Here is a 4,460-nt window from a genome sequence, read left to right as displayed (position 1 = left end):
GTTATGCGGTCTGCCAGCGTCAGGCGGATGTCCACGTCGGGATAGGCGGCGAGGAAACCGGTGACGACCGGCAGCACATGCAGGCGGCCAAAGACGACCGGCGCGGTGATGGCCAGTTCGCCGGTCGGCGCGCTGTATTCGCCGGCTGCCGTGCGTTCGGCCTCACCGACCTCGTCGAGGATGCGGCGGCAGGCGGCAAGATAGGCCTGGCCGGCATCGGTCGGCGTAAGCCTGCGCGTCGAGCGGTTCAGGAGGCGTGTGTTCAGGTGGCGCTCAAGATCGGAAATCTTGCGGCTGACCGTCGCCAGCGGAATGCCGAAACGGCGGCTGGCCTCGGAAAGGCTGCCGGCCTCCACCGCGGCGACAAAGAGCGACATGGCTTCGAGACGATCCATAGCTTCTTCCGAAAAATGGGAGGACAGGTTACGAATATGCCATCTGCATTTCATTGATGGAAGGCTCTATATTCGATGTGTCGGCCTGCCTGCACGGGCTGATCGTCTGCTCGGCCAGCGGCCGGACGATCACCCAACATTGTAGGAACTCGGGCTTTGGATGAATTCCCGTTCCGGGCAAGGAGGTTTCGATGAACGCGCATGCTTTCACCAGCGACGTCGCCTTCACGCCGACGGTCAAGGCGATCCAGGCCCGCAAGGGCTCACGCCAATCCTATGCCCGAGTCGAGGAGCGTGGCGGCTGGCAAGCTGTCATCACCCCTGACCTTGCCGCCTTCATCGAGATGCAGACCAGCGTCTTCCTGTCGACGGCCAATGGCGATGGCCAGCCCTATATCCAGCATCGCGGCGGGCCTGCCGGCTTCCTCAAGGTGCTGGATGAACACACGATCGGCTTCGCGGATTTTGCCGGCAACCGGCAGTTCATCACGCAGGGCAATCTGGCCGACAATCCGCAGGCCTTCCTGTTCCTGATCGACTACATGCACCGCCAGCGCATCAAGCTCTGGGGTACTGCGCGCGTCGTCGAGAACGATGCCGAACTGATGGCGAAGCTGATGCCGCAGGATTACAAGGCGCGCCCCGAGCAGGTCATCCTGTTCACGGTCTCGACCTGGGACGCCAATTGCCCGCAACATATCCCGCAACGGTTCGAGGCAGCCGACGTGGCGGCCGCACTCGGCGAGAGGGACAAGCGCATCGAGCGACTTGAACAGGAGATCGCACGTCTCAAGGGGAATTCAGGCGCCGCCGCAGGGGAATGATCAGCCGCCGGCCGCGGTTTCGGCCAGCGCGATGCCGTTGGGCGTCGGCTTGACCGGCACGATGCCGCGCGCCAGCGCCAGCAAATATTTGTTGTATTCGGTGAACAGCACCCGCAAGGCCCGCGGCTTGGTCAGCCAGCCGCCATTGTCGAGGTTGGAATTGACCACCGGATAGGGCTCGAGCTTGGCGCCGTGCAGCAGCCGGCCCATCTCAAGCAGGCTGCGCGGCATATGATAATTGTTGGTGACGAGGATCACCGTGCCATAGGCATGGCTCTCGACCCATTTGGCGCTTTCCTCGGCATTGCCGATCGTGTCGAGCGCAGCGCGGTCGATGTCGACACAGCAGGAGAACAGCCTGACGTCACCACCGGTCGCCGCCTGCAACTGGCGACGGCTGGCGGAAGGATGCACACCGCTGATCAGCAGCCGCTCGCCCTTGCCGGACGCCAGCAGATCCATCGCGGCATCAAGGCGGGACTGGCCGCCGGTCAGCACGATGATCGCGTCTGCCTTGGCCGGGTTGGCGGGCGTTGTCAGGTGACTGACCTTGTTGGCGAACCAGCCGAAGCCGCCGGCAAACAAAGTTGCGAGGATGAGCACAGAGAGAGCGGATAGGCGCAACGCGGCCCTTAGACGGCTCACCGTGCTACGGTCATGCGAACGGGCAACCACCACTGGCATCTGCCCAGCCGTACCGGTCGATTCCCGCGCGTCCATAGCCATATGGTTAGTCCTGAAATGCGCCCTTGGGTAGGTAAAAGACGCACTTTGCGTTACGTGAATTCTCCATCCGTGATCACCCTGTCTTATCCATGCCGTTGTCCCAAAACCGGTTCCCACTTTTGGGCGACATGGATCACCCTGCATCCGGTTGGCGGACATCGATGTCGCTGAGATAGGCAACGACGGTGGCGTGGGACGTCGCAGCCGTGAGCCCGCCGATCACCAGCACCATCAAGACGACACCGAGATAGCCTGCCGAACCGATGGCGAAATTGCCGAATAGGGCGGTTGCCTGGTCGGCCTGCGGTGTCGCCATGTTGCGCGACGACCACCAGGAAAAGACGATGAAGACGAGCACTGCCGCCGCCCCGCCGGCCGCCGCGCCCTTCATGCCGGTGACCAGGAAATGACGGCGGAATTCGCGTGCGATGAATTGTGCCTCGGCGCCGACGAAATGCAGCACCTCGATGATGTGGCCGTTGCCGGCCATGGCGCCGCGCGTTGCGAACACCACGGTCAGCACCGTCGCCGACAGCATCAGCGCCAGCACGGCGATGCCGATGGTCACCGTGGTGCGGGCCATGGCGACCAGCCGGTCGACCCAGGTGCGGTGATCGTCGAGCGATGCGCTCGGCAGTTTCGGTGTGATCGCGGCGCGCATGGCGGCGAAATCGGGCGGGCTGTTCTCGTCGATGGTGACGATGATCAGGCGCGGCACCGGTAGCTCGTCGATGTTGAGGCCTGAACCCAGCCATGGCTCCAGCAGCCTCGCGGTTGCCTCGCGATCGATGATCTTGGTTGCTTTGACGCCGGGAAACTCGCCGGCGATCTGCGAGGCCTGGGCAAGGGCTGCCTCCATGTCCAGGCCGTCGACCGGCTTGACCTGGATCGTCGCCTCGCGCGAGATCTGGTTCTCCCAGACAGACGCGGTGTCGCGCACCAGCGTCACCGCGCCGAAGGTCAGGCAGGACAGGAAGGTCATGATGGCGATGACCAGCACCAGCGCCCGGCCCGCGATGTTCTGCGCCGGCACGATCGGCGCCATCCTGCGCTGGGCGCGCGGCTTTGCCTCGCTCGCCTCGGCGTCCTGCTCTCGTTCCACAAGATGGTCGGCGGACAGCTCAGTCATAGATGTCCAGCCTTCCGCCGGCCAGGATCATGCGGCGCGCGTCGACCTGTTCCATCAGGCCGAGGTCGTGGGTGGCGATGACCACGGCGGTGCCCAGACGGTTGAGCTCGATGAACAGCCGCAGCAGGCGTCGCGCCAGCGGCGGATCGACATTGCCGGTCGGCTCGTCGGCGAGCAGGATTTCCGGCTGCTCGATCAGCGCACGCGCGATCGCCGCGCGCTGCTTCTCGCCGCCGGACAGAACTGGCGGCAGCACATGCATGCGTTCGCCCAGCCCGACCCACTTCAACAGCTCGGTGACATCGGTGCGGTAGCTCGCCTCCTCGCGCCCGCGTACGCGCAAAGGCAGCGCGACGTTCTCGTAGGTGGTCATGTGGTCGAGCAGGCGAAAGTCCTGGAACACCACGCCGATGCGGCGCCGCAGATGCGGCAGTTCGGTACGCGAGATGCGTGAGCGATCCTTGCCGAAGATGGTGATCAGCCCGCGCGTTGGCTTCAGCGACATGAACAGCAGGCGCAGCAAGGTCGTCTTGCCGGCGCCCGAAGGCCCGCTGAGGAACTGGAAGGAGCGCTCCGGAATGTGCAGGGAGATGTCGCGGAGGATTTCCGGACCCATGCCATAGCGGAGGCCGACATTTTCGAAACGAATCAATTTCGGCGACCTGAAATTCGGCACGGCGGCGAGCCGGCCTGTTCTGGGTAAAGACCATCGGCCGGCATGGTTAACCGGCGGTTAATTCCTAGGCTCTTTCGGCTCGTCACGAGGGCTCCAGTGGGGAAGCGTTAACCATTTATGTTTACGCAAAAGAAACGAAAAGCGAACACGTGCTGCAATGCTGGGGCCATGATGCCTGACGATCGAACCGCGCGCCCGGTTTCCGGCGAAATCATGACCGATCCGGCGGCAATTGCCGCTACGGACCGGTTCATGCGTGGTTCGGCTGTCGACATCGTCGATGCCGACTACGTGGTGATGCCACGTCTTGTCCCTGCCGTGGAAAGCGTTTCACCGCTGCCGCGCGCGATCGTCACACCGCCCATCGAGGGCATGGATATGCTGCGCAAGCCCGAGGCCCCGGCGGAACGGCCGCCGGCCTCGCGAGGCGGGCCGATCTTCTGGATCGCGGGCATCGGCGCCGCGCTGGCCGCCTTCTGGGTCTCCGGCGGGCATGCGTTGATGCGCCAGGCGCCGTTCCTGTCCGGTGCGCAGGCCTCGGCGCTCAGCATTTCGGGCGTCACATCACGCGTCGACGCCTCCGGGCCGAACCCCGCGCTATTCGTCGATGGTGAGGCCGTCAATGACGGTGCGAAACCGGCGCAGTTGCCGCCGCTCGAAATCCGGGTGACTGGCAATGACGGGCGCACAACCCGCTATACGTTGGGGAC

At 64.3% G+C, this 4,460-nt stretch carries 6 protein-coding genes; 2 read left to right on the top strand and 4 right to left on the bottom strand.

The genetic code is table 11. The annotated features are described in order from the left end of the window. Nucleotides 1–395: LysR family transcriptional regulator (locus EN935_RS23880; RefSeq protein ID WP_164771295.1), on the bottom strand; the 395-nt coding region annotated here is incomplete at its 3' end. A 191-nt stretch (nt 396–586) separates the two neighbouring features. On the opposite strand from EN935_RS23880, the gene EN935_RS23875 reads away from it, so the two are divergent. Beyond that, nucleotides 587–1,219, top strand: coding sequence for a pyridoxamine 5'-phosphate oxidase family protein (locus EN935_RS23875; protein ID WP_109671634.1), 633 nt, complete (start codon nt 587–589; stop codon nt 1,217–1,219). Here EN935_RS23875 and EN935_RS23870 read toward each other — a convergent pair whose 3' ends face one another. From EN935_RS23870 to ftsE, 3 genes are all read right to left on the bottom strand, one after another. Beyond that, nucleotides 1,220–1,945 carry a YdcF family protein gene (locus EN935_RS23870; protein ID WP_109671635.1) on the bottom strand — a complete coding sequence of 242 codons (726 nt, stop codon included), beginning with the start codon at nt 1,943–1,945 and terminating at the stop codon, nt 1,220–1,222. A 133-nt stretch (nt 1,946–2,078) separates the two neighbouring features. Then, entirely contained in the window at nt 2,079–3,074 is a 996-nt protein-coding gene (locus EN935_RS23865) for an ABC transporter permease (protein ID WP_126070678.1), read from the bottom strand. Further along, nucleotides 3,067–3,726 carry a cell division ATP-binding protein FtsE gene (gene ftsE, locus EN935_RS23860; RefSeq protein WP_010911739.1) on the bottom strand — a complete coding sequence of 220 codons (660 nt, stop codon included), beginning with the start codon at nt 3,724–3,726 and terminating at the stop codon, nt 3,067–3,069. Before ftsE ends, EN935_RS23865 begins: the two co-directional genes overlap by 8 nt. 192 nt (nt 3,727–3,918) lie before the next feature. Here ftsE and EN935_RS23855 point away from each other — a divergent pair. Then, nucleotides 3,919–4,460: hypothetical protein (locus EN935_RS23855; protein ID WP_127373664.1), on the top strand; the 542-nt coding region annotated here is incomplete at its 3' end.

The sequence above is a fragment of the Mesorhizobium sp. M7D.F.Ca.US.004.03.1.1 genome (assembly GCF_003998635.1).
Lineage (GTDB): Bacteria > Pseudomonadota > Alphaproteobacteria > Rhizobiales > Rhizobiaceae > Mesorhizobium > Mesorhizobium loti.
Note: the sequence above shows the minus strand (reverse complement) of the source record. Positions and strands in the feature narration are given on the sequence as shown.